At 66.1% G+C, this 23,398-nt stretch carries 19 protein-coding genes; 15 read left to right on the forward strand and 4 right to left on the reverse strand.

Translation table 11 applies throughout. The features are described from left to right. Positions 1–190: 190 nt before the first annotated feature. From LRH25_RS29690 to LRH25_RS29750, 14 genes are all read left to right on the forward strand, one after another. Positions 191–1,042, forward strand: a complete 852-nt coding sequence (locus LRH25_RS29690) for a transporter substrate-binding domain-containing protein (protein ID WP_170200886.1) — start codon at positions 191–193, stop codon at positions 1,040–1,042. Beyond that, positions 1,039–3,762, forward strand: coding sequence for a response regulator (locus tag LRH25_RS29695; RefSeq protein ID WP_231013061.1), 2,724 nt, complete (start codon positions 1,039–1,041; stop codon positions 3,760–3,762). The genes LRH25_RS29690 and LRH25_RS29695 overlap by 4 nt, the downstream gene beginning before the upstream one ends. A gap of 120 nt (positions 3,763–3,882) precedes the next feature. Next, entirely contained in the window at positions 3,883–4,854 is a 972-nt protein-coding gene (gene phnD, locus LRH25_RS29700) for a phosphate/phosphite/phosphonate ABC transporter substrate-binding protein (RefSeq protein ID WP_231013062.1), read from the forward strand. Positions 4,855–4,863: 9 nt separating this feature from the next. Beyond that, the gene (selD, locus tag LRH25_RS29705; protein ID WP_231013063.1) at positions 4,864–5,940 is read left to right on the forward strand and encodes a selenide, water dikinase SelD; all 1,077 of its coding nucleotides are present in this window, start codon (positions 4,864–4,866) and stop codon (positions 5,938–5,940) included. Positions 5,941–6,108: 168 nt separating this feature from the next. After that, complete coding sequence (locus LRH25_RS29710) at positions 6,109–7,311, forward strand: sigma-70 family RNA polymerase sigma factor (RefSeq protein ID WP_231013064.1); 1,203 nt, start codon at positions 6,109–6,111, stop codon at positions 7,309–7,311. A gap of 293 nt (positions 7,312–7,604) precedes the next feature. Next, positions 7,605–8,075 (forward strand): Spy/CpxP family protein refolding chaperone, encoded by a 471-nt coding sequence (locus LRH25_RS29715; protein ID WP_231013065.1) that lies wholly within the window; start codon positions 7,605–7,607, stop codon positions 8,073–8,075. Positions 8,076–8,077: 2 nt separating this feature from the next. Further along, complete coding sequence (locus LRH25_RS33230; RefSeq protein WP_231013066.1) at positions 8,078–8,650, forward strand: methyltransferase family protein; 573 nt, start codon at positions 8,078–8,080, stop codon at positions 8,648–8,650. Between the two features lie 40 nt (positions 8,651–8,690). Next, complete coding sequence (locus LRH25_RS29725; RefSeq protein ID WP_141287949.1) at positions 8,691–9,389, forward strand: response regulator transcription factor; 699 nt, start codon at positions 8,691–8,693, stop codon at positions 9,387–9,389. Then, positions 9,386–10,717, forward strand: coding sequence for a HAMP domain-containing sensor histidine kinase (locus LRH25_RS29730; RefSeq protein ID WP_231013067.1), 1,332 nt, complete (start codon positions 9,386–9,388; stop codon positions 10,715–10,717). Before LRH25_RS29725 ends, LRH25_RS29730 begins: the two co-directional genes overlap by 4 nt. A 287-nt stretch (positions 10,718–11,004) precedes the next feature. Next, complete coding sequence (locus tag LRH25_RS29735) at positions 11,005–12,879, forward strand: NACHT domain-containing protein (RefSeq protein WP_170200887.1); 1,875 nt, start codon at positions 11,005–11,007, stop codon at positions 12,877–12,879. A gap of 505 nt (positions 12,880–13,384) precedes the next feature. Then, entirely contained in the window at positions 13,385–15,376 is a 1,992-nt protein-coding gene (locus LRH25_RS29740; protein ID WP_231013068.1) for a hypothetical protein, read from the forward strand. A 102-nt stretch (positions 15,377–15,478) separates the two neighbouring features. Beyond that, on the forward strand, positions 15,479–15,679 hold the full coding sequence (locus tag LRH25_RS33360; RefSeq protein ID WP_425551824.1) for a DUF7674 family protein: 201 nt from the start codon (positions 15,479–15,481) through the stop codon (positions 15,677–15,679). 9 nt (positions 15,680–15,688) lie between these two features. Continuing rightward, entirely contained in the window at positions 15,689–16,222 is a 534-nt protein-coding gene (locus LRH25_RS29745; RefSeq protein ID WP_141287952.1) for a GNAT family N-acetyltransferase, read from the forward strand. A gap of 237 nt (positions 16,223–16,459) precedes the next feature. Continuing rightward, complete coding sequence (locus LRH25_RS29750; protein ID WP_231013069.1) at positions 16,460–18,025, forward strand: hypothetical protein; 1,566 nt, start codon at positions 16,460–16,462, stop codon at positions 18,023–18,025. Positions 18,026–18,074: 49 nt separating this feature from the next. On the opposite strand, the gene LRH25_RS29755 is transcribed toward LRH25_RS29750, so the two are convergent. Beyond that, complete coding sequence (locus LRH25_RS29755; protein ID WP_231013070.1) at positions 18,075–19,109, reverse strand: helix-turn-helix domain-containing protein; 1,035 nt, start codon at positions 19,107–19,109, stop codon at positions 18,075–18,077. Between the two features lie 169 nt (positions 19,110–19,278). On the opposite strand from LRH25_RS29755, the gene LRH25_RS29760 reads away from it, so the two are divergent. After that, positions 19,279–20,241 (forward strand): NYN domain-containing protein, encoded by a 963-nt coding sequence (locus tag LRH25_RS29760; RefSeq protein WP_231013071.1) that lies wholly within the window; start codon positions 19,279–19,281, stop codon positions 20,239–20,241. 4 nt (positions 20,242–20,245) lie between these two features. Here the strand turns inward: LRH25_RS29760 and LRH25_RS29765 are convergent, their stop codons facing one another. From LRH25_RS29765 to LRH25_RS29775, 3 genes are all read right to left on the reverse strand, one after another. Continuing rightward, positions 20,246–21,544 (reverse strand): RNA polymerase sigma factor, encoded by a 1,299-nt coding sequence (locus LRH25_RS29765; RefSeq protein ID WP_231013072.1) that lies wholly within the window; start codon positions 21,542–21,544, stop codon positions 20,246–20,248. A gap of 20 nt (positions 21,545–21,564) precedes the next feature. Next, positions 21,565–21,921, reverse strand: coding sequence for a YciI family protein (locus tag LRH25_RS29770; RefSeq protein ID WP_211361461.1), 357 nt, complete (start codon positions 21,919–21,921; stop codon positions 21,565–21,567). 120 nt (positions 21,922–22,041) lie between these two features. Next, a complete protein-coding gene (locus tag LRH25_RS29775; protein WP_141289110.1) occupies positions 22,042–23,355 on the reverse strand; it encodes a DUF445 domain-containing protein in 1,314 nt (437 codons plus the stop codon). Positions 23,356–23,398 lie beyond the last annotated feature (43 nt).

Raw genomic sequence — 23,398 nt, forward strand, 5'->3', positions numbered from 1 at the left:
GCTTTGCGCGGAACCCTGATGCCGGCAGGCAATCCAAGCTGTTAAGTTGCAAGGCTGCGCACAAGTCTGGCAGAGGGCATTTGCTGCCCCGCCAGGCAGGAAGACTGCGCTAGAGTTGATTCAGCTGTTTCGAGACCGTTTGCTCTTGCCCGCCATTGCCAGGGAAATGTCCCGGCACCGAGAGGTGGCTGTGTCACGCAAAAAGATGGTTGGCGCCGCCCTGCTGACATTGGGCGTGCTGCTGTTGCTGGTCATTTTTTCAGGCCGGCCTGAAGACGCGCTGGGCCGCGTGCGGTCTGCCGGCGTGCTGCGCGTGGGCTACGCGATCGAGGCACCGTATGCGCAGCTGGGGGCCGATGGCCGCGTCACCGGCGAATCGCCCGAACTGGCCCGCCTGATCGCTGCGCGCGCCGGGCTGCCGGCCATCGAATGGGTGCAGACCAGTTTTGACCAGCTGATCCCGCAATTGCAGGAGCGCCGCTTCGACCTGATTGCCGCCGGCATGTTCGTGACCCGCGAGCGCGCCGGCAAGCTGCTGTTTTCCGAACCGACGGAACGCGTGGCCGCCGGCCTGCTGCACCGCAGCGACGCCCGCTTGCCGGCCAGCCTGCAGGCCATGGCCGCCGAGCCGGGGCTGAAACTGGCGGTGCTGAGCAGCTCGGTCGAGCATCAGCAGGCCCGCCAGGCCGGGCTGGGCGACGCGCGGCTGGTGGTCGTGCGAGACGCGGTGGAAGGCCGCGAAGCCGTGCAGCAGGGACTGGCCCAGGCTTTGATGCTGTCCTTGCCCACCGTGCGCAACCTGGCCGCCGTGGGTGGTGCCGTGCCCATGCTGGCCACGCCGGTGGCAGAAGGTGCCGAGCCGGGCTGGGTCGCGTTCGAGTTCCACCTGGAGGACAGCCAGTTGCAGCGCCATTGGAACAAGGCCCAGGCGGAGGTGGTCGGTTCGCCCGAGCACCGGGCCTTGATGCAGCGCTTCGGTTTTGCGCCGGAGGACCTGCCCGGACCGGTCACGCTGGCCAAGCTGCTGGCGCCGGCCTCATGAAGATGATCAAGCGCCACCAGCCTGCACCTTTGCCGATGGTGGTTGCCCGGGCGGGTCGCGTGGGCCTGCTGGCCGTCGTCGGGGCCAGCCTGGTCGGGGCCTTGTTGCTGATGCTGTTCTGGCAGCAGATGCAGAGCCGCATTCCGCTGAACACCTTGCTGCGCGACATGCGCCAGGCACGGGTCGAGCTGGTCACCGGCGACCTGTACCTGACGCTGGCCGCCAGGCCCGATTCGGCCTGGCAGCCCGAGCAGGGCAAGGCGCTGCTGCACCAGTCCACCATGGCGCTGCTGCGGCTGGGACGGGCGGCCAACGACGCGCTGGTGGCCGCAGGCGAACCGGCGCCGGGCGACCTGGTGCCCGAGGTGAGCGCGCTGCGCGAGCGCCTGGCCGAGCTCGGCCCGCGCCCTGGCCCGGCCGAGGAACTGGAGCTCAGGCTGGCGCTGCAGGCGGTGGACCGGGCCGCGGTCCGGCTGGACCAGGCGCTGAACGACTGGGTGCAGCGCCTGCGCGCCCAGCAGCAGCGGCTGTTCCTGTGGGCGCTGATGCTGGCCGGCCTGCTGCTGGCGGGGCTGTGGACCGCGATGGCGCTGCACCTGCGCAGCCAGCGCCGCCATGCGGTCGAGCTGGCGCAGTACCACGACGAGCTGGAAGCCCAGGTGGCCGAGCGCACGCAGGCGCTGGCGCTGGCGCGCGACCGGGCCGAAGGCGCGAACCGCGCGAAGAGCGCCTTCCTGGCCAACATGAGCCACGAGATCCGCACGCCGATGAGCGCCATCCTCGGCCTTAACTACCTGCTGCAGCGCGACACCGAGGACCCGCAGCAGCTGCGCCGCCTGGGCCAGATCAACGACGCCGCCAGCCACCTGCTGCAGATCATCAACGACATCCTGGACCTGTCCAAGATCGAGTCCGGCAAGCTGGAGCTGGAGCGCACCGAGTTTTCGCTCGACCAATTGCTGGACCGCATGATGGCCCTGGTCTCGCAGCGCGCGCAGGACAAGGGCCTGGAGCTGGTGCTGGACACCGACGAGTTGCCGAACTGGCTGATCGGCGACCCGACCCGCCTGTCGCAGGCGCTGCTCAACCTGCTGGGCAACGCCATCAAGTTCAGCGACCACGGCTGCGTGGTGCTGCGCGGGCGCCGCATGGTCGGCGAAGCCACGGCCGGCCGCGAAGGCCAGGTGCAGATCCGCTTCGAGGTGGGTGACAACGGCGTGGGCATTCCGGCGGACAAGCTGGCCGACATCTTCAACGCCTTCGAGCAGGCCGACACCTCCACCACCCGGCGCTTTGGCGGCACCGGGTTGGGCCTGTCCATCACCCGCCGCATTGCCGAGCTGATGGGCGGTGAGGTGGGCGTGCGCAGCACGCCAGGCGAGGGCAGCCGCTTCTGGTTCACGGCCTGGCTGGTGTTGTCGGACCGGCCCGAGGCCTCGCGCCGGCTGCCGATGCTGCAGGGCCGGCGCGTGCTGCTGGTCGACGACCAGCCCGAGGCCCGCGAGGCACTGGGCGTGATGCTGCAGCAAATGGGCCTGGCGGTGCAGACGGCCGACAGCGGCCACGACGCGCTGCGCCAGCTGGCCCAGGCCGAGCGTGATGGCTGGCCCTTCCACCTGGCGCTGGTCGACTGGATGATGCCCGGCCAGGACGGGCTGGAAACCCTGAGACGCTGGCGCCTCAGTTCACCCGCTTCCGCGGCGACGCTGCGCGCGCTGCTGATCAGCGCCGGCGACCCGGCCAGCCTGCTGCTGCCGGCGCGCGAGGCGGGCTTTGCCGCCGTGCTGGGCAAGCCCATCACCGCCTCCATGCTGCACGACAGCCTGGTCCAGCTCAGTGCCGAGCAGGCGGCGCCGCTGCCGCGGCTGGCCCGGCCGGGGCCTTCGGCCGGGCCGGTGCCGGGCGAGCTGGAGCAGTTGCTGCGCGAGCGCCATGCGGGCGCGCGCATCCTGCTGGCCGAAGACAACCCGGTCAACCAGGAAGTGGCGATGGAGTTGCTGCGGCGAGTGGGTCTGGCCGTGGACCTGGCCAGCGACGGCAGCGAGGCCATCGCGCAGGCCCAGGCGCGGCCGTATGCACTGATGCTGATGGACGTTCAGATGCCTGGCATCGACGGGCTGGAGGCCACGCGCCGCATCCGCCAGCTGCCTGGCCACGCCCACACCCCCATCCTGGCGATGACCGCGAATGCCTTCTTCGACGACCGCCAGGCCTGCCTGGACGCCGGCATGAACGACCACGTCGGCAAGCCCGTCGACCCGAACAAGCTGTATGTGTCGCTGCTGCAGTGGCTGCCCGTTGGCGAGCCGGTGCTGCCGGACGAACTGGCGACCTGGGCCGGGCTGGACGCGACGCTGGGCATGGCCCGCTGCGGCGGCAGCCCGGTGCTGTGGCAGGCCGCGCTGCAGCGCTTTCGCCAACACCACCACCATACCGACACCGAGCTCGGCGAAGCGGTCGCCGCCGGGGACTGGGCCCAGGTGGCGCAACTGGCGCGCACCTTGTGCAGCGCGGCCGCGGTGATCGCGGCCACGGAGGTGGAGCAGGCGGCCTGCACGCTGGAAGCCGCCTGCCGCGACGCCGCCGAGCTGCGCATGCTGCTGGACGAAGCCGCGCAACTGCAGCGCCAGTTCGGCCGCCTGATGCAGACGCTGGCCTCGATTGCGCCGACGGCGCTGGCCGAGCGCGCCGCGGCGCAGGCCGGCGAAACGGTGTCCTGAAGCCCGGTTCGATGGTGCATCGCGGCACCATCTCGGCCAGCAACTGGCGCTTGCGCTCTACGCTCTATATTGCCAGCGCGGGTTGGCCCTTCGGCCGCCTGCTTCACCGGCCCTGTCCCCATGTCATTCCCGCCTGTCTCGACTGCTTCTGTTCCCGCCGCCACCCGACGCCAATGCCTGGCAGCCGCCCTCGGCCTGTTGGCCGCAGCCGGCCCGCTGCGGGCCGACGACGAGCCGGCCAATGTGCTGCGCGTCACCGGGCTGGCCGATGAGGCGGCCGGTGGCGACCTGTCCCGCCGCTTCGCCCCGCTGCGCGCCTACCTGGAAGCGCGGCTGGAAATGCCGGTCGTCTGGGTCATGGCGCCGGACAGCACCGGCGTGGTGGACGCGCTGGTCCAGCGCCAGGCCGACCTGGCCTGGTGCGGCGGCTTCCAGTACCTGCTGGCCGATGCGCGCAGCGGCGGCCAGGTGCAGCCGCTGGTGCAGCGCGCGCAGGACGACCGGTGGCGCTCGGTCTTTGTTGCCCGGCCCAGCCTGGGCTTGCGCAGCCTGCCCGACCTGAAAGGCCGCACGCTGTGCTTTGCCGGGCAGCAAAGCCCGAGCGGTCACCTGATGCCACGCAGCGAACTGCTGGCTGCCGGCATGCAACCGGCCACCGAGCTGCGCCGCCTGGCCTTTGCCAGCGGCGCCCAAAGCACGCTGCAAGTCGTGGCCAGCGGCAAGGTGGACGCCGGTGCGCTGAGCCTTGCGGCCTGGCAATCGCTGAGCCAGCCACGCGCGCCGGGCTCCGCGAGCGCGCCGGCCTCACAAACGCCGCCTGCCCCTGTGGCCCAGCCTTCGCCGGACGCTGCCGCGCTGCAGGTCTTCCACACCACCGCGCCGTACCACGACTACCTCTGGGTCACCCAGGCCGGCCTGCCCAGCGCGCTGCGCGAAGCCTTGCGGGAGGCCTTCCTCGCGCTCGCGTCCGAAGGCACGGCGCAGGCGACAGAACTGCTGGCGCTGCAGCGCACCACCGGCTACCAGCCGGCCCTGCCCGAGCATTACCGTGCGTTGCGAGCGGCGGCCGACAATGCACACCTGCTTTCCTGATTGCGCCGAATGAACGCTTCTTCCCCCTCCCTTCCTGCCGGTGAACCCAGGCTCAGCTCGCTTTCTCATGGCGGCGGCTGCGGCTGCAAGATCGCGCCCGGTGTGCTCAGCAGCATCCTGAAGCAGGCGCCGGGGTTGCCGGTGCCGCCGGAGCTGCTGGTCGGCATCGAGACCTCGGATGACGCTGCCGTGTGGCAACTCACCGACGAGCTGGCGCTGGTGGCCACCACCGACTTCTTCATGCCCATCGTCGACGACCCGTTCGACTTCGGCCGCATTGCCGCCACCAACGCCATCAGCGACGTCTACGCCATGGGCGGCAAGCCCATCTTCGCGCTGGCGCTGGTCGGCATGCCGGTCAACGTGCTCAGCGTCGAGACCATCGGCCGCATCCTGGCCGGCGGCCAGGCGGTCTGCCAGGCGGCCGGCATTCCCATTGCCGGTGGCCACACCATCGACTCGGTCGAACCCATCTATGGTCTGGTCGCGCTCGGCCTGGTGCATCCGAAAAACGTGCGCCGCAATGCCGATGCAAAGCCCGGCGACCGCCTGGTGCTGGGCAAGCCGCTGGGCGTGGGCGTGTTTTCGGCGGCGCTCAAGAAGGGCCAGCTCTCGCCCGAGGGCTATGCCGAAATGATTGCCCGCACCACCCAGCTCAACACGCCCGGCCCGGCGCTGGCCGCGCTGCCGGGCGTTCACGCGCTGACGGACGTGACCGGCTTCGGCCTGGCCGGCCATGCGCTGGAACTGGCGCGCGGCGCCGGCTGCTCGCTGCGGCTGGACTGGGCGAAAGTGCCGCTGCTCAGCGGCGCCCGCGCACTGGCCCAGGCCGGCCACGTGACCGGCGCCTCGGCACGCAACTGGGCCGGCTACGGCGCGCAGGTGCGGCTGCCGGCGGGTTTTGGCGCGGTGGACCAAGCACTGCTCAGCGACCCGCAGACCAGCGGCGGCCTGCTGGTCTCGTGCGCACCGGAAGCGGTCGACCAAGTGCTGGCCATCTTCCGCGCGCAGGGCTTTGCCGAAGCCGCCGAGATCGGCGAGGTCCAGGCCGCGGGCGCGGACGCGGTTGCCCTTGAATTGATTTGAAACCGTTAAAAGGCGCCGGGCGCTAAACAGTCTGGCGCGGCGGCCGATGATCGGTTGCCAGCCGGACAGCGAGCGGTCCGCGAGGCTGCGGCAAACTGCCGATATCGGCGCCGAAGACCCGGCTCCTCGGCAGACCTGGCAGCAGGTGGCGGCCTAAGATTCTGTTCCATGATCTCGCTGCAAGGTGTGCCGTCGGTTCTCATCGCCAAGAACCAGTCCTGGGTCCGCAAACAGGCCCAGGCACTGGTGCGCCATCTGCCAGCCAACGTGGAGCGGGCCGACCTGATCCAGGTCGGACTGATCGCGGTGGCGCAGGCGGCGGTGAGCTTTGAATGGGAAGGCGACCGCGACAGCGCGGACGCCCAGGAAGCGTTCGTGCGCTACGCCCGCATGCGCGTCAAGGGCGCCATGCTGGACGAGTTGCGCCAGATGGACTTCCTGACCCGCGGCGAGCGCCGCAAGATCAAGGTCGTGCAGATCGCCCGCGAGCGCCTGCGCAACCGTGACGGAAAAGAACCCGGCCTGGGCCTGCTGGCCGAGGCCACCGGCATGAGCGCGCAGGAAATCTCCTCGCTGATGCAGGCCGACCAGTTCGGCCGCCACCAGTCCCTGGCCGAATCCGATGACGATGAACACGGCGGCGGCGGGCAGCGCTTCCATCCGGCCACCGCGCAGGAGGAAGTCGAGGCGCGGGTGGACACCGGCATCGTGCTGCGCCGGCTGGAGCGGTTTTTTGCCGACCTGCCCGAGCGCGAGCGCATGGTCATCGACGCCTACCTCGGTGTCGGCCTGACGCCGGTGGAGGTTGCCAAGTCCTTGCAGGTCACGCCCTCGCGGGTTTCGCAGATGTACCAGTCGGTCGTCAAGCGCGTGGCCCAGCATTTTGGCCATGCCGTGCCCACGCGCCAGCGCGCGATCGATCGCCAGCTGGCGCGCCCGGTGCAGGTCGACCGGCAGTCCGAAGCTTTTGCCGAACTGATGCGCGAACGCGAAATGCAGATGCGTGGCGAAGCGCAAGCCAGCTGGGGCGAACTGATGGAGCAGGTGCTCGTCGTCGAGCGCTCGGAAGCCGAGCCGGTGATTGCCGCGGCCCGGCGTTCATCTGGCGCCACCGCGCGCAGCACCGCCGCGCGGCGGGCGGGCCCGGCCAAGGCTGTTGTGCAAACCTGCCCGGACCTGGCCGCTGCCGTCGCACCGGCCGCAGACCTCAGCCCCGCCAGCCACGCAATCACCAGCACCGCCAAGCCGGCGCGGGTGGGCAAGGCCACCAGCGCCCGCGGCAGCAGCGGTGCACGAAGCCGAACGCCGCGCGAGCCGGTCGACGGCGACCCTTCCGCGCGGGACAACGACACCGCGATGATGGACACATGAGAAGCTGTGAACGAACCACTCGAACCCGCTCGGCCCGCCAAAACACGCCCACTCGTCGTTGCAAATGCTCGCTGTAGCCCGAGCTACAGCTGTGCTTTGCGCCTAGATTGGGCCCGTTTTGACAAGCCTTTCGGGCTCGACCGGTCCATTCACAGCTTCTGAGCTCCGCTGCCGCTGCAATAAAACGATACGCAGCGACACAGCGTCGAGAAGACTTCACTCGCCCTCGGGCGCAGCATTCAGGCACGGTTCACCCCGTGCCTGTTTTTGTTTGCGACAAAGGAGCGAGCGCCATGAAGAAAACCTGGATCAAACGCGGCCTGATCGGCCTGTTGAGCGTCGGCGTGCTGTTCGGCGGCCTAGCGGCCTATGCCGGCAACCGGTTCAGCCACATGAGCGAGGCCGACATGGCGCGCATGCGCGTGCACGTCATCGAGCGCGTGCAGAAGGAGCTGGTGCTGGACACCACCCAGCAAGCCAAGCTGAACACCCTGGCCGACGTGCTGCAGCAGCAGCGCGCGGCCATCAAGGGTGGCAGTGCCGACGCTTCGCCACGCGAGGCCATGCAACGCCTGATCGCCGGCAATGCCTTTGACCGTGCCGGCGCGCAAGCGCTGATGGACCAGAAGCTGTCCGCGGTGCAGAAGGCCGGCCCCGAGGTGCTGACCGCCGCAGCCGACTTCTACGACAGCCTGCGCCCTGACCAGCAGGAAAAAGTGCGTGCCTTCATGGCCAGGCACGGTGATCGTTTCGGCCGGGGCTGAGCGTGGGCTTCGCACTGATGATGCGAAGCGGCTGGCGGCGTCGCGAGCCCGAAGTGACCGACCTGCCGCCGCCGGCGGTCTGGCCGGTGATGGGCTCGCTGATGACGCTGCTGCTGGCCGGTGCCGCGTTGGCGCTGCAGGCCGGCGTGGCCTGGCTGGTCCCGGTGCTGGCCGAGCCCGGCGGTGTGCTGGCTAGCGCCACGGCGGGCTTGCATCCTGAAGCTGCAGGCTGGGGCAGGGCGGTGGCCGCGATGGGCGGCACGCTGGCGGTGCTCGGCCTGGCGTTGGCCGGCTGGGCGGCGCAAAAGCTGCACGCCGCCGGCGCTGGCTGGCTCAGCGGGCCGGCCATGCTGGTTGACGAAGGGCCGTACCGGCTGTGCCGTCACCCCATGTACCTGGGCCTGACGCTGGCACTCGCCGGCACCGGCGTGGCGCTGGCCTGGCCGGGCCTGCTGCTGGGCACCCTGGGCTACGCGCTGCTGCTGTGGCAGTGGCAGGTGCCGCGGGAAGAGCAGCAGCTGGCACGCAGCTTCGGCGGCTGGTGGCAGGACTACGCGGCGCAAGTCAGAATCTGAGCCTCCTCTCGCGTGGCGCCCGCCGCGGCCCGGCTGTTGCATGCACCACATCCTGCTGATCGACGACGACGAACTCCTGGCCCCGCCGCTCGCGGCCTACCTGCGCCGCTTCGACTTCGCGCTGGAGGCCGCGCTGCGGCCCAGCGAAGGCCTGGCCCGGCTCGCCGCCGGCGGCATCGACGCGGTGATCCTCGACGTGATGCTGCCCGAGATGGACGGCTTCGAGCTGTGCCGCCGCATCCGCCGCGACAGTCAGATCCCCGTGCTGATGCTCACCGCCCGCGGTGACCTGACCGACCGCGTCGTCGGCCTGGAACTGGGGGCTGACGACTACCTCCCCAAGCCCTTCGAGCCGCGTGAACTTGCGGCCCGCCTGCAGACCATCCTGCGCCGCGTGGCCAGCCATGCGCCGGCCCTCGCCGCCACCGAAGCCCCGCCGCACCTGCTGCGTTTCGACGGCCTGGTGATCGACCTCGAACGCCGCAGCGTGCACCGCCAGGGCGAGCCGGTGGAGCTGACCGGCACCGAGTTCGAGCTGCTGTGGCTGCTGGCGCGTGACCCGCACAAGATCCTCAGCCGCGAGGAGATCCTGAACCGGCTGCGAGGCCGCGAGGCCGACCTCTACACCCGCGCGGTCGACGTGCTGGTCAGCCGCCTGCGCCGCAAGCTGGAGCCGCTGGACGCCATCAAGACCCTGCGCAACGCCGGCTACACCTTCGCGCTGGCGCGGCTGCCATGATGCTGATGCAGCGCGTGGTGGAACGTTGCCGACGGCACCGCGCCGTGCATGCCGCGCGCCGCTGGCGCCATGGCCTGGGCCATTCGCTCAAGCGCCGGCTGGTCTTCCTGTTCGTGCTGCTGGCGGTGGGCACCACGCTGGTCTTTCTCGCCGGCTCGCGCGAGGTGTTCTCCACCGGCTGGCGCGAGCTGGTCAAGCCATTGGTCAGCGATTACCTGGACCGGCTCACCGCCGAGATCGGCAGCCCGCCGGACATTGCCCGCGCCCAGGCGCTGACGCAGCGGTTGCCGATCAGCATCGGCATCGACGGCCCGCTGGTCAACTGGCAAAGCCCGAACACGCCGCAGGACGCGAGCGATGGCCGCAAGCTGCCGCACGACGCCTCGTTGCGCGCGCTGCTCAGCCGCCGCACGTCCGACGGCCACCACATCCGCTACGGCATTGCCGCCTGGCAATGGCAGGAGCACCCGCGCTGGTTCTCCGGCATGACGCTGGGCGGCCTGCTGGTGCTCACCGGGCTGGCGTTTTTCTACGTGCGCAAGCTGTTCCGCCCGCTGGACGACATCCGCGCCGGCGCCATGCGCTACGGCACCGGCGACTTCAGCCAGCCCATCCCGCTGCGCCAGCATGACGAACTCGGCGAACTCGCGATCCAGGTCAACGCCATGGCCGCCAACCTGCAGCGCATGCTGGACGGCCAGCGCGGCCTGCTGCTCGCCATCAGCCACGAACTGCGCTCCCCCCTGACGCGCGCGCGCCTGAACGCCGAACTCGTCGCCGAAGGCCCCGAACGCCAGGCCCTGCTGCGCGACCTGGCCGAAATGCGCGACTTGATCCACGACCTGCTCGAAAGCGAACGCCTGGCCCGCGGCCACGACGCACTGCAGCGCGAGCCGGTCGACCTGAACCAGCTGCTGCGCGACCAAGTCGCCCAGCAATGCCCCGAGCAGCCCATCGAATGGCAGCTGGACCCCACACTGCCCACGCTGCAACTGGACCGCAGCCGCATGCAACTCCTGCTGCGCAACCTGCTGGACAACGCCCTGCGCCACGGCAGCGGCGGCACCCTGGACCTCGCCACCCACCGCAACGGCCAGCAACTGAGCCTCAGCGTACGCGACCGCGGCCCCGGCGTCCCCGTCGACCAACGCGACCGCCTCGCCCAGCCGTTCTACCGGCCGGATGCGGCGCGCACTCGGCGAGACGGTGGGGTTGGCCTCGGCTTGTACCTCTGCCGGCTTGTGGCTGAATCGCATGGGGGCACGCTGAAGTTCGAGGATGCGGGGCCGGGGTTGAGGGTGGTGGTGACGTTGCCGGTGCAGGGTTGACGGGCAGCCTTCGGCGAGCTGCGTAGGCCGGGCCGACATGGTTCGATGCATGTCTGCAGGAAAGGTCATTCCAATTGAGGATGCCCGACCTTGTTAATGCCGAGCACGGCAAAAACATTCTTGGCGAGATCAATGCCCACGGTCAGAATCGCCACGAGCTTCCCCTTCTGAAGCATTCGGTGAGGTATCGCAATTCCCGTCGCGGCATTGGTTGCCGGCTGCTGTTGAGCGGCGAGTTCGGGACAGGGAAGTCCCTTTTATTCGTCAGTTCTCAAAGTCCAACAATCATGGCAATCGAACCAGTATCAGCCGCGCTTACCCTTGGTTCAGCACTTTGGGATGCGTTGGCATCAAATGTCGTTGAAGGCGCAGCTGAAAGCGCGAAGAAAAAATGGAATAAACACAATTGGGGCAAGAGCGAGGCTGCGTATAAGCTGCGCTTGATCGATCTTTATAGTAGCACCAAGCTACTAGGAAATCCCAAGCCAATTCAGCTTGATCGCATCTACACAGATGTACTCGTGCTTGACCAACTAACTGCCTACCGTAGGCTTCAGATCGATGAGGAAAGCGGCAGCCTTCGGGAAAGTACTGGATTGCCACCAAAAATCATCAGGAAGCCGTTGCTTGAAATCGTCCGAGACCGGGTGCGCGTTTACGTCCTTGGAAAGCCGGGGGCAGGCAAGTCAACTTTCTTAAAGACCCTGTGCCTTCTATGCTGCAAAGGCGAGATTCCCAGGACACCAGTCTTCATCTCACTTAAAGAGTGGCACGACAGTGGTATCTCACTCGAAAATTTCATACGAGACGAATTTCGAATCTGCGGGTTTCCTAACTCGGATCTCTTTGCTGAGCACCTGCTAGCCACCGGGACCGCTATGCTCCTTCTCGACGGGCTGGACGAAGTGCCTCCGGAAAATGACGCGAGGCAGAAAGCAATAACGGCGCTTACCCGGCTCTCTCGCCAATATCCAACTGCGCAGATGATTCTGACTTGTCGAATCGCCGCAGCAGAATACTCTTTCGATCAGTTTGATTATTTCGAAATTGCTGATTTTACTCAAGAGCAGCAGCTCGACTTTATTGCCAAATGGTATACCGCAGCCGAAAGTGCCCGCGAACGCTTTCTCACGCAGTGGACTCACGATGAGAACGAAGGCCTGAGGGATCTTGCAAGAACTCCCCTTTTGCTTGCGTTACTGTGTCTGGCTTTTGACGAAACGCTCTCGTTCCCAAAGCGACGGGTTGAGCTGTATCAAGAGGCGACTAACGCACTGCTCCGCAAGTGGGATGCCTCGCGTGGCATTCGAAGAGACGAACTCTACAAAACACTCTCCTATATTCGGCGGGAACAACTTCTCGGGCGTGTCGCAGCAAAGACTTTTCTCAAGTCTGAGGTGTTCTTTCCTGTTCAGCGCGCAACCGACATTATTGACGAGTATCTGGATCAGCTACCTCCGAGAGATGCGAGCAAGACCACTGATGCGATTGATATTCTGAAAGCGGTAGAAGCTCAGCATGGCCTGCTTGTGGAGCGAGCGATTGGGATTTACTCTTTCTCCCATTTGACACTGCACGAATACTTTGCTGCGCGAAATATCGTGGAAACCGCGCACACCGGCGTTCTTCATGCAGTAATTCAGGCGCATTTTTTTGAAGATAGCTGGCGCGAAGTTTTCTTGATGGCCGCGTCACTTATGGACGACGCGACACCACTCTTCGACGGGGTTCGCGACCTTTTTCAGAGCCGCTACTTTAACTTCCTACCGCTGAGACGCGTCTTTGAGCGATCGAGAACTCATTCTGGGACGTTCTTCACCGCGGTCGCTTCGAGTTCACCACCCAGTCAAGCCCTGACAGGTGTTCCTGAGAATCAGGTTTCCCATCTCGTAAAGTGCAAAGACCTGTGCATTTCCCTTGCTGCTCAATTCCACTTCATAAAGTGTGGCGAGTTCGCACGAGCGCGTGTGCGCCAGGCATCGGCTCACATTCAGTCCCTAGCGTTTGCCGAGGCCAAAGCAAGCGGGGCGCCGATCAAGACGTTGCGCGCTATTAATGACTATCTCCAGGCGTGCACCGTGATTATCGAATCACTGCAGGTCGCTTCTCTCGCAAATCGAGATGCTGTCGTGGAGTCGCTTATTTTCCCCACGAACGTCTGACTGCGCAGGTTTACACATTGGCCGCCTCGGTCAAAAGAGCATGGGGAAAAGAGGTGAAAGTTGGTGGGCGGGTCTTGCCTTCTAACATTTGAAAGCGTTGTAAGGGCTGTGGTGGCGTCGAGGAATTATTAGTGCAAGACTTGGCCCCTTGTTGCACGCGAATTTCCAATGCAGGTGTTGAGGAGCTTCGGTCGTTGCTCCGTCGCATCGGTGGGCTCATCTCAACTGCGGCTGATAGGTTGGTGAACTCATGAGTGACTTGTAAGCGCGCTTATGCGCAGCCAAATCCATCAAGTTGATGATGCTTGCCGTATAGCTACGATCCAACAATTCGGGCTATAAGGCTAACTAGCCAGTTGTCACACGGCATGCCTCTCTTTGACCGATGTGCAAACCATGGTTGTTGCCAAGGCTCGCTCCGGCTCTATTCGCGTCTCTACTGATTGCTTCCGTAGCGTTCATCTTATGACAATGAATTGTCATTAGTGTCAATAAAAGGTGCATCATGGCCCAACGAGCTGCCAGAAAAAAGTCGTCTGAGAACCGAGAACTTCAAGTTGCATCGCGAGAGCCGCGGAATATTTTTATCGCCGGTGACTTACTCATCGACCACACTGCATTTGTCTTCTCTTCTATCGATAAACCTCCGCCCGTGCCCGGGGAGGGGTCGTTTCGAGTTCATCGCCGACTTGATACTGCGGGAGGCGCGGCCACTACCGCAAGAGCGGTGAACGTATCTCCTGACACAACCGTATTTCTCTGGGGCTTGGTTGGTAAGTCGCCATGGGGCTCATTTCGGAGTATTTTAGAGCAGTCGCAAGATAGGGATGGCGCAACCCGCCGTATTCACTTGCGGGGAATCCAAGATGAGACCGATGCGTCCATGACAACAATTAGTCGCCTTGTAACTATTGATCGTGCTGAAAATAGCCGGGAATACTATAAGCGGCATGCTAGATTTTCGGATTTCGGGCATGTCCACGTTCCAGTGGATAGGCAGGTGGCTGAGCTTGTCGACACCATAAATAATATTCATGAGAAATCGCCGCTGGATAGTATGGTATTGAATGATGTCGACTTCGGATGCCTTCATGTTCAAATTGTCGATGCCATCAATATTTTTTGTGAAAATAGAAGTATTCCTCTGTTTATGCGCATTCGTAACGATGCGGCAAAGTATAGATTTTCCACTAGCCGCGCAATCGTATGCACGCTTTCGGAATGGTGCAAACTCGTCGGTTCGAAGGAGGATGCCAGTTTCTGGAGTCAGAATATTGGTCAGGCGGAAGTGGGGGCGGACTTCATTCATAATTGCCTAGCGTCATTCAGGAGTGCGGATGCGATTGCTGTTCTCGTGGGCGATGACTGGATTGATTCCATTCTTTTGGTTGAGCATGATAAAAATGAAAACAATTTCCGACTGATGCAACTTCCGGGTTTGCCTGCTGCGGACAAGAGTAAAAGCCAGCAAGTTGGAGTTTCTGATGTATTCCTCGGAGCTGTGGCGGCAGCTTTGCCTCGCGAAAAGCCCAGCAATGGCAGTTTAGTCGGCGCCATTTGCCATGCGATGAATGTTGTTGCTACGTATCAAATTTCCCGGTGGCATCACATACACCCCTTGCGTCAAAATACGGATACCTATAGACGAGACATTCGGTCGCTGGCAAGCGTGGCTGGGGCAGCTCGCTACTTGCCTGTAAGCGCTGATATTTCGCTACAGGATGCTAAGACGGATATACCAGATGTAGTAAGCGTCTCCGATGTAACAAAGCGGGCGCTTTCAAAGATGGTAAGTGATGTTAGGGATGACCTGAAGTCTATAGTTTTGGCAGCGACTGGGGGTAGTGGTAAAAGCCTTATTGCGTCGCGCCTATCCGCGGTGGCAAGGGAGGGCGGGTGGAAGACATTCTCGGTCGAGGAGATTGATATAAAGTGGGATCTCTCTAAGCCGAATGAGGTTATCGAGAAGATATGTGCAACCTGTCGCCAAGAAGATGATGAAAAAATATTCATAATTGTTGACGAGGTACTGAAATTAAAAGGCGGCTCAACGGTTGCATCAAATGGTGTCGTGCTTCTGAATCGTGCCGCCGAAAAACGAGTCAGATTTTTCTTTATCGATGCAGACTTTCTCAAGATAAATTTCGACAATCTACGATCTCAGTTCGCAAGAAGGGTGGAGTGGCATAGTTTGCCTTCCGCGTGGCAGCGCCCGGAAGATATTCCTTATGTGGCTGCGTCATTTTTGTGCTCTCAATTGGGCGCCTCGGCATCGCGTGCGACCATTGAGGTGGATTTCCTGCTGGAGGTAATGGAGTGGATTATGAAGGAGCGCCTTACGTTCGGGGATCTTCTGGAGTTACTAAAGAAGATTTTGAGGAAGCGTAAAGCAAGCGCCGATTTTTCTCTTCAGTGGATAGATTTACCCATGACCATTCGAGGTAAATCACGGCCTCAAATTTCAATTCCTACTTCGCTGTTTCGGATAGTTGCGTGAGAAGCATGGAGGGCCAAGCCTCCCATTTGCCTCGAAGTCGAAGAGATGCCGTGAGTCTAAATTCATATGTCTGTCGAATGATGTTGATATGGCTGGGCCCGCATTCCGCATGGTGCTCGATCTCTATCGTTTATAAGCCGTGCACTTGCCCGCGCATCTGACGGGATTCCGCGATGCATTGATGTGGCGTTTGTGGAGAATCCCTTCTGGCAAGTGCCGAGTGCAAGGTGCTCGCCGTACTGGCAGCAGATGCCTCAGCCCCTTCGTGACCTCTACCTTGAGTTACATCGCCGTGAACCCTGACATTTCTGCATGACCCAGATTTTCACCTATCGCACGGCTACGCCCGAAGACGCGCTCTGCCTGAGCGTGCTCGCCACGCAGGTGTTTCTGGACACCTACGCCACCAACGGCATCAACACCGACCTGGCGCGGGAGGCGAGCCTGGTCTATTCGCTGGCTGCGTTCGAGCGGCGCTTGCGCGATCCAGACGTGGAGATCACGGTCGTGCAGCGTGGCGAATGGCTGGTGGGGTTCATGGACCTGGCTTTCGACACGGTCTGCCCGGTTCCGGCGACCGATGGCATTGAAGTGCTGCGGTTGTACGTGCAGGCGCCGTTTCAGGGTTGCGGCATTGGCCGGCGGCTGATGGCGATGGCCGAGCGCAAGGCGCAGGAGGGGGCGGCCGCGCATGTGTGGCTCACGGCCTGGGTTGGCAATGCGCGGGCGTTGAAGGTCTACCCGGCCCTGGGATACAGGCACGTGGGAGCGACGCAGTACGTCATTGAAGGCAAGGCGTATGAAAACCGCGTCTTCGCCAAATCCATGGCTGCGGAAAGAACCTGAGCGTGCACGTTCAGAAGCCGGCAGGGCTAGGCGCAATGCGGGTTCGGGCTGGTCCGTCGCTGACAGGGTGGTGAACTTGCCCTGACCATCTTCTGCCATGGCAGAAGACGGCCGTGCCGCTGGGTAGGCAGATGCCTGAACATCGGTCCACGACCCCGGTGCCTCCATCGGGCCTGGTGGCGGACCTGCCGCAGGCTTGGCCACCGGCTTTCCGGCACACCCACCAGGACGCTTCCCATGCTGTTTTCCCTTCACTCCCGTGCCCTGGGCGCTGCCGCGCTGCTGGGCGCGATGGCCGTCGGCGCGGCGCACGCTGGCGCTGTCAGCGGCACCTTGCTCGACGACCAGGGCCACGCCATTGATGCTTCGCTGTGGCCGTTTGTCGCGCTGTACCAATGCGACGTTTCGGGCACCGAGCAGGACTTCTGCACCGCGTTTGCCAATGGTGGCGGGGTGCTGGACGATGGCACCTGGGCGATTGCGACCGATGGCCTGCCGGCCGGCAAATACCAGCTGGTGGCCGGTGCCAACGACTTCAGCACCAAGTACACCAAGCACTTCAAGCTGGAGGCCGAAGGCACGCTGCAGCAGGCGCTGCTGCTCAAGCCGCTGCAGATCGCGTTTGCCGAGTTCAACCCCTGCACGACGCTGAACAACGGCTGGTGCGACATTGGCTACCAGGTCACCAATCACTCGACCAAGGACGTGAAGACGCAGGTCTGGGCGCAGGTGACGGCCCGCACCAACATGCCCACGCCGGACACCCAGTACAGCAGCGGCAACGGCGGCTACAAGCCGACGGTGTTGACGCTGGCGGCTGGCGAGACGCGCCAGGTCACGCAGTCCGTCTACGTGGGCACGCGCGACACCGGCGCCTATTCCATCGTCAGCTTCTTCGCCTCGCCTCCTGGCCAGCCGAACCAGACGACCGGCTTCAGCCAGGGCGTGCGCCTGGCGCAGACGCCGGGCGGTGTCGAGTCGCAGCTGCAAGGCGTGGCGCAGCAACTGGTGGCGCAGCAGCCGGGCAGGACGGCCGCGGCCAAGGCGCGCCAGGGCGCGCTGCAAGCCGGCAAGGCCGCTGCCGCCAAGGGCACGTTCATCGTCGGCACGCTCACAGCCGCCGACACCGGCGTGCCGCTGCCGGTGGCGCTGTCGCCGCGCATGAACCTGTGGATCTGCCTGCGCGAGACGGACGAGTTCTGCTCGCAGGAGCCGGGTGAGTTCGTCTACCTGGACGAGACCGGCAAGTACCAGCTCAACACCACGCAGGTGCCGGCCGGCCGCTACCAGTTCGAGGCCCAGGCGCGCGGTGGCTACGGCATTGCACGCAGCCCGGCGTTCAACGCGCCGACCAGTGCCAACCAGCGCATCGACCTGTCGCTCTCGCTGCCGCCGATGGCCGTGGCCAATGTGAGTGGCTGCGACACGGTCACCACCGAAGCGGGCGCCTGCACGCTGTCGGTCGACCTGGCCAACACCACCGGCGCTCCGCTGGAAATGTGGACCTGGGTGAACGTGAACGCCTACATGTCCGGCTCGCCGCTGGGTGTGGCCATCTTCACCGCCGGTACCGAGCAGTCGATGAAGCCCAGCCTGATCAAGCTGGACGCAGGCCAGACCAAGACGCTGCAGTTCCCGCTGGCACTGTCCAAGAAGCTGAAGAGCGGCGCCGAAGGCGGCCTGCGCCTGTACATGGGCCGCAAGAGCGACCCGTCTTATGCCGAGGCCTCGGTCGTGATCGGCAACTTCTTCGTGACGGCGGACGGCAGCCTGCAGCGCCGTGCGGTGAAGGCGCAGAAGTAAGCGTCGCCTGCGCCACCCAAGCAAAGGCCCCTCGCGGGCCTTTTTCAATTCAGGGCGGGAGCGGAGGCGAGGAGGTGGGCGGCGGTTGCCCTGCCGCGCGCCAGGCCGCGAGCCAGCCGGCCTGGAAGCGCGAGCGCGCGTCCAGCGAGCGGTACAGGCCGTCGATGCGGCGCATCAGCGTGCGCTCGGAAATGCCCAGTTGCTCGGCAATCTTCTTGTCCTTCATGCCGGCGGCCAGCAGCGGCAGCATCGCGTCCGGCTCGATGTCGGCGGCCGTGCCCAGCGTCATCTCGCCGCTGGGGCTGAAGCGCAGGGGGGCGGCGCGCTGCCACAGCGTCTCGAACAGCTCGCACAGCGCGTCCAGCACGGCCGAGCCGCGCAGCAGCAGCATCGGGCCTTCGGGCTCGTCGATGTTCAGCGGCAGCAGGCCGAAGCCGCGGTCGGCCACGATCATCTTGAATGGCAGCTGCGACAGCAGGCGCAGCTCCTCGCCGGCTTCGCTCACGCGCCGCAGCGCCTCGGGCCAGCCGGGCAACTGCAGCGTGTCCGGGTGAATGATGTTGCGGTAGCGCACGCCGCGGGCGCGGGCCTCGGCGCGGGCAATCTCCAGCCGGTCTGGTGCGGACACCAGGAACGGCGGCCGCACCAGCACCATGACTTCCTTGACGGCGCCGCGGTGGCTTTGCTCGTAAGGCTGCCACTGGGCGGCCGGGTCGGCGTCGATCACCTCGACGATGGGCGCGCCGGCCGGCGCCGCGCCGCCCACGCGCTGCAGCGCCGGAATGGCCAGCCGCGCCAGCTGCAGCTCCTGCTGGCGCTGCAGCAGCAGCGACTCGATGGCAATGTCCGGCGGCGACGCGAACAGCCGCGGCACGCGCTCCGGCGCGTGTGTCACGAAGCCCTTGCGGGCCAGTTCCTGCGTGGCGGCCGTCACGCTGCCGGCGTCACTGCCCAGCGATTCGGCCAGCGCCTCCACCGTGCTGCCCGGCCGCCGCAGCAGTTCGCGGTAAGCGGCCTCTTCCAGCGTGCCAATGCCCAGCATCGCCAGCGACGGGCTCAGGTCCTCGCGCAGCGGGCTGTTCATGCGGGCGCCGCGGCGGCGGAAGGGCGTGGAAACATGGAACGGATTCCTGGCAGACGAGCGGCAACGGCCGATTCTGCGCAGCCGCCGCGCGGCGCCGCATCCTCCTTTCGGGTAGCCGCAGACTGGCGGTCGCGACCGGTACCGCTCGCCAGGGCCGAGAATGGTCGCCATGAAAAGTGCGCTGTTCGTCGATTTCGACAATGTCTACTCCGGCCTGCGCGAGCTGGACCCCGCCGTGGCCGACCAGTTCGCCCGCCAGCCCACGCGCTGGGTGGACTGGCTGCTGCACAGCCTGCCGCCGCCCGAGCATGCGCTGTCGGGCGCCAGGCGCCGGCTGCTGGCGCGCCGCTGCTACCTGAATCCGCAGGCCTACCAGCGCTACCGCACGGCGTTCAACCAAACCGGTTTTGATGTCATCGACTGCCCGCCGCTGACCAGCGAAGGCAAGACCGCCACCGACATCCACCTGGTGCTGGACGTCGTTGACTTGATGCGCAACGAGCCCGCGTTCGACGAATTCATCCTCTTCTCGGCCGACGCCGACTTCACGCCGGTGCTGCGCAAGCTGCGCCGCGCCGACCGCCGCACCACCGTGCTGGCCATCGGCTTCCCCGCAGCCGCCTACCGCGCCTCGGCCGACCTGCTGATCGACCCGGCGGTCTTCGTGCGCGAGGCGCTGGGCATCGAGCTGCCCGTGCCCGCACCGGCAATCCCGGCACTGACGAATCTGCCGCCGGACGACGAGCGCCTGGCCGGCGTGGAGCCGCCGCTGCGCGCGCTGATCCTGCAAGTGCACCAGCACACCGGCGCCCCGCCGCTGGCGCCTGCAGCCTTCCGCGCGCTGCTCGAAGCCGTGGCGGAAACCGCTTCCGGCGGCGCCGAGGGCCACGCGGCCCGTGCGCAGGACCGGCTGCGCGCCAACGGCTTCGACATTGCGGCCAGCGAGATCGAATGGACGCTGCAAAACCTGCTGCAAGCCGGCCACTTCTTCCAGGACGGCCAGGACGACCTGCGCGCGCTGTCGTACAAGCTGGCCGGCTACCTGGTGAACCTGTGCCGGCGCGAGCAGCTGCAGACCGAAGAAGGCTTCGCCGGCGCGGTGCACCGCTGGCTCAGCGGCAAGGCGGCGTAGCCCCTCATTCCGCCGATGCGGCCAGCGTGCGTGCACGGGCTTGCAGCATGCGCGCATCGGCCGGGTGGCGCACGCAGGCGATGGCTTCGCTGAGCCTGGCCAGGGCCTGGGCGGTGTCGCCCAGTCTTTCGTGGGCGCGGGCCATCGCCGCCAGCGCATGGGGCCGCAGCGCGGCGGGGCCTTGCGGCAGCCAGGCCTGCAGCAGCGCCAGCGCCTGGGCGGGCTCGCCGGCTTCGGCCAGCGCAATCGCATGCCCCAGGCGCGGCGCGGGTGACGGGTCCAGTCGCAGCAGCAGGACGTAGCCGGCGACGATGCGCGGCCAGTGTGTGCGCGCAGGGGTGGGCGCCAGCGCATGCTCGGCGGCGATGCCGGCCAGCACGTGGTAGCGCGTCAGCAGCGGGGCGTGGGACGTGGCCGGGCCGCTGCCGCGCTCGGCCGGCGTGCCTTGCGACGCCTGCAGGTGCGCCAGGCCCATGCGGATCATGCCGGCGTCCCAGCGGTCCCGGGCCTGGCCGGGCAGCGGGACGATGTCGCCCGCTTCGTCCAACCGGCCACTGAGGCGGGCGCCGTGCAGCAGCAGCAGGGCGGCCAGCGCGTCGGCCTCGCCGCTGGCGGTGCGAGGGTGGGCTGCGACCGCGCGGGCCAGGCGAATGGCTTCCCAGCACAGCGCTTGTGCGTGGGCCTCGCCAGCCTGCCGGTCGCCCTGGCGGCCGCTGGTTTTCATGCCCTCGCCGAACATCACCAGCAGCGTGGCCAGCACGGCCTCGCACCGTGCGGGCAGCTCAGGACCGGTGGGCACGGTCAGTGACACACCGGCCAGTGCCTGCCGCGCCCGAGCCAGGCGCTGGGCCAGCCCGGCTTCGGTGGTGAGCAGCGCGTCGGCCAGCGTGTCCAGCGGCAGCGCGGTGAGGCTGCGCAGCGCCAGCGCCACCTGCGAGGCCGGTGGCACGGCGGGATGGCAGGCGGCAAACAGCAAGGCCAGTTCGTCGTCGTCCAGCTCGCCAGCAAAACGCGCGCTGGCGGTTGGCGCCGCAGCAAAGGCTTCGGTCTGCTCCGCGGGCAGATCGTCCCAGGCCTGCAGCGGCCGGGCCGCGCGCAGCTGGTCGATGGCCCAGTGTTCGGCCACGCGCAGCAGCCAGCCGGCAGCGTTGGTGGGCTGGCCCTCGCGCGGCCAGTGGTCCAGCGCACGCAGGCAGGCCTGTTGCACCGCGTCTTCGGCCAGGGCCAGGTGGGCCAGGCCGAAGCGGCGGACCAGGTGTGCGAGCAGGCGCGGGCGCTGGCCGGCGATCAGTTCGGCGAGCATGCCGGGGTGGGTGGCAAGGCTCAGTTCACCGGGTCGATGCGCCGCAGCTCGATCCAGTTGCCGCCGTTCAGGTGCGGGCAGGTGGCGGCCAGGGCCTCGGCTTGGGCATCGCTTTCAGCCTTGAGCACGAAGGTGCCGCCGATCACGTCATGCGCTTCGGCATACGGGCCATCGGTGGCCACGGGCCGGCCGTTGACCAGCCGCAGCTGCCGGCCGCCGTCGTCGACCAGCTTCTCGCCGCCAGCCAGGTGGCCTTGCTCGGCCATCTGCTGCGCCCAGGCGGCGTACCGGGCGACGATCTCCTGCATCTCGTCGGCGCTCATGTCCGCGTAGCGGGCGGGTGTTTCGTGCAGCAGCAACAGGTATTGGTGGGTCATGCGGGCTCCAGGTCAGGTGGGGGACACACAGGCCTCGATGTGGCCTGTCCACTCTAGACGAGTGGCTGAGCTTGCAGATGACGCCGGGATCGCTGTTTTTTTAGGCCCCAGCCGGCGCCTTCAGTGCACCAGGAGCAGCAAGGCGTGCAGCAGCAGCCCGATCAGCCCGCCCACCAGCGTGCCGTTCAGGCGGATGAACTGCAGGTCGCGGCCGACGCCGAGCTCGACCTGTTCGACCAGGTGCGGCGTGTCCCAGCCCTTGATGGTCTGCGAGATGTGGTGGGTGAGCGTGAAGCGCATCGACTCGGCCATGCGGCCGGCGACGGACAGCACATGACGGTTGATCGCCTCGCGCAGCGCCGGGTCGCGGCCCAGCTCCTTGCCCAGCCGCGCCATGGCCTGCTGCAGGCGCTCGGCCATCGGTGAATCGGGGGCGGAGAGGTTGGCTTGCAGGTGGGCCTTCAGGTCGGTCCACAGGCTGCCCACGTAATCGCGCAGCGCCGGGTGCTGCAGCAGCTCGACTTTCAGGGCCTGGGCCTTGTCGCGCAACGCAGGGTCGTGCTGCAGGCGTTCGATGAAACCTTCGAACCAGGCGTGGTAACGCTGCCTGAGCGGGTGACCGGGCTCGTTCAGCACCGCAGCCATTTCGTCCAGCAGCGCGTCAGTCAGCTTCACGGCGAAGTCGTCGGCCATGGTGTCGGGGGACTTGACCCAGCCGACCACCGCCAGCATCTTGGGCCATTCGCGCCGGGCGTATTTCAGCACCATGTCCGAGACCTGCTCCTTCACCTCGGGCTGCTGCAGGTACACGCCGGCCTGCTTCAGTGCGCTGTCCAGCAGCTCGTGGTGGCGGCCGTCCTGCGTGAGCAGCTGCAGCAGGCGGCTGGCCGCGCCAGGCGCGTCCCAGCGTTCCACCAGCCGCGCCAGCTGCTTGTCGATCAGGCGGCGCACCGCGTCATCGTCCATCAGCGACAGGCCTTCGGCCACCGCCGCCTGCAGGATGCCGGTCAGCCGCTGGGTGTTGCCCGGCTCGGCCAGCCATTCGGCCAGCTTGGCGGCAGGGTCGGCCTGCTCCAGCTTCGCCAGCAGCGTGCCGGGTTCGAGGAAATGGTCGCGCACGAAGGCCGCGAGGTTGTCGGCAATGCGGTCCTTGCTCTCGGGCACGATGGCGGTGTGCGGAATCGGCAGGCCAAGCGGGTGGCGGAACAGCGCCACCACCGCGAACCAGTCGGCCATCGCACCCACAGCCGCCGCCTCGCAGAAAGCCTTGACCCAGGCCCAGCCGCCTTGCGCACCTTGCCATTCGGCCAGCACCAGGCCCGCAATCGCCAGCACCAGCATGCCAGCGGCAATGAGTTTCATGCGGCGCAGGTCAGCCCGCCGGCTGTCCAGCGCGTCGGCGGGCGGCGGGTGGGCACTTTCGCTCGACGGCATCGTCAGGTGTTCTCCAGGCCGGAGCATCGCCAGCCTCTGCTGG

Origin of the sequence: Ideonella azotifigens (genome assembly GCF_021043325.1) — a bacterium.
Lineage (GTDB): Bacteria > Pseudomonadota > Gammaproteobacteria > Burkholderiales > Burkholderiaceae_C > Ideonella > Ideonella azotifigens.

Coding starts and splice junctions, on each gene's coding strand:
- LRH25_RS29735 (WP_170200887.1), top strand. CDS start 11,005: ATGGCAATCGAACCAGTATCAGCCGCGCTTACCCTTGGTTCAGCACTT.
- LRH25_RS29755 (WP_231013070.1), bottom strand. CDS start 19,109: ATGAACAGCCCGCTGCGCGAGGACCTGAGCCCGTCGCTGGCGATGCTG.
- LRH25_RS29730 (WP_231013067.1), top strand. CDS start 9,386: ATGATGCTGATGCAGCGCGTGGTGGAACGTTGCCGACGGCACCGCGCC.
- LRH25_RS29770 (WP_211361461.1), bottom strand. CDS start 21,921: ATGACCCACCAATACCTGTTGCTGCTGCACGAAACACCCGCCCGCTAC.
- LRH25_RS29775 (WP_141289110.1), bottom strand. CDS start 23,355: ATGCCGTCGAGCGAAAGTGCCCACCCGCCGCCCGCCGACGCGCTGGAC.
- LRH25_RS29710 (WP_231013064.1), top strand. CDS start 6,109: ATGATCTCGCTGCAAGGTGTGCCGTCGGTTCTCATCGCCAAGAACCAG.
- LRH25_RS29750 (WP_231013069.1), top strand. CDS start 16,460: ATGCTGTTTTCCCTTCACTCCCGTGCCCTGGGCGCTGCCGCGCTGCTG.
- LRH25_RS29725 (WP_141287949.1), top strand. CDS start 8,691: ATGCACCACATCCTGCTGATCGACGACGACGAACTCCTGGCCCCGCCG.
- LRH25_RS29715 (WP_231013065.1), top strand. CDS start 7,605: ATGAAGAAAACCTGGATCAAACGCGGCCTGATCGGCCTGTTGAGCGTC.
- LRH25_RS29760 (WP_231013071.1), top strand. CDS start 19,279: ATGAAAAGTGCGCTGTTCGTCGATTTCGACAATGTCTACTCCGGCCTG.
- LRH25_RS29745 (WP_141287952.1), top strand. CDS start 15,689: ATGACCCAGATTTTCACCTATCGCACGGCTACGCCCGAAGACGCGCTC.
- LRH25_RS29765 (WP_231013072.1), bottom strand. CDS start 21,544: ATGCTCGCCGAACTGATCGCCGGCCAGCGCCCGCGCCTGCTCGCACAC.
- LRH25_RS29740 (WP_231013068.1), top strand. CDS start 13,385: ATGGCCCAACGAGCTGCCAGAAAAAAGTCGTCTGAGAACCGAGAACTT.
- selD (WP_231013063.1), top strand. CDS start 4,864: ATGAACGCTTCTTCCCCCTCCCTTCCTGCCGGTGAACCCAGGCTCAGC.
- LRH25_RS29695 (WP_231013061.1), top strand. CDS start 1,039: ATGAAGATGATCAAGCGCCACCAGCCTGCACCTTTGCCGATGGTGGTT.
- phnD (WP_231013062.1), top strand. CDS start 3,883: ATGTCATTCCCGCCTGTCTCGACTGCTTCTGTTCCCGCCGCCACCCGA.